The organism is Klebsiella sp. A-Nf5, assembly GCF_002810545.1.
Classification (GTDB): Bacteria; Pseudomonadota; Gammaproteobacteria; order Enterobacterales; family Enterobacteriaceae; genus Klebsiella; species Klebsiella variicola.
This window is the reverse complement of record NZ_PIOG01000210.1, coordinates 1-817: the sequence shown is the minus strand read 5'-3', so window position 1 is coordinate 817 and position 817 is coordinate 1. Positions and strand designations below refer to the sequence as shown.

Here is an 817-nt window from a genome sequence, read left to right as displayed (position 1 = left end):
CTTTGAAATAAACAGTATGATTGAACACAAAATTAAAAGAGCTCGATTTATTTTTTTAACAGTATTTTCTTGCAGCCTTGACATGCATAAAAAATAATAATTCCAAAACAGTAATGAGAAACAAATTGCCGGAACACCAAGCAGGAAAATACCATAATTGAAACCAACACCTGAAATCGCCGTCGCCGCCGCGATAAAAAATATTACGATTAACGTACTTGAAGCACTAATGATTCCTTTCAGTTTACCTTTTCGTCCAGGAAATACACCTCTGAGGCGTTTTCTCTCTGTGCTTGCAAAGGTAGCAGAAGAAAAAAATCTGATAATATATCCGGATATCAACACCATGCTGATAAATGTTATGATAATGAGTAGATCAGTACTTGTACGCTTTCTGGCATAAGCCAGACTGAACATAATGGCTGGCCACCAAATAAAACTTATCCAGAACACAACAGGGACTGAACGAAAAAACTTTCCTATCATTAATTTTCTGCCTTTCCATATGATAATTCAGGTAGTTATAACAGGTGTATCTCCTACACGTCTATCACCCAGACAACAGATAAGTAAAAAGGCTGTGTTAGTCACCACATGGCTAAAAACGACTATCCACTTCCCCCTATTTTCGGCTGTCCGATAGTCACGCAACTGGCAGGATGAGCTCAATTTCCTGTCGGACGCCTCGCCATGAAGAATGACGCTCTGTGTTTACTGTATATTTTTTCACTGTTTATTAGCGGCTGCGCCGTACGCCAGAAACCGTTGCCTGTTTCCGCCAATATCGGTGTAGTCCCCACTACGCCGCAATTTACCG

Annotated in this window: 1 pseudogene; it reads right to left on the bottom strand. The window is 40.3% G+C overall.

What is annotated here, in order from left to right:
• A pseudogene (locus tag CWM53_RS31735) lies at nucleotides 1-486 on the bottom strand (hypothetical protein); the annotation flags it as partial.
• Nucleotides 487-817 lie beyond the last annotated feature (331 nt).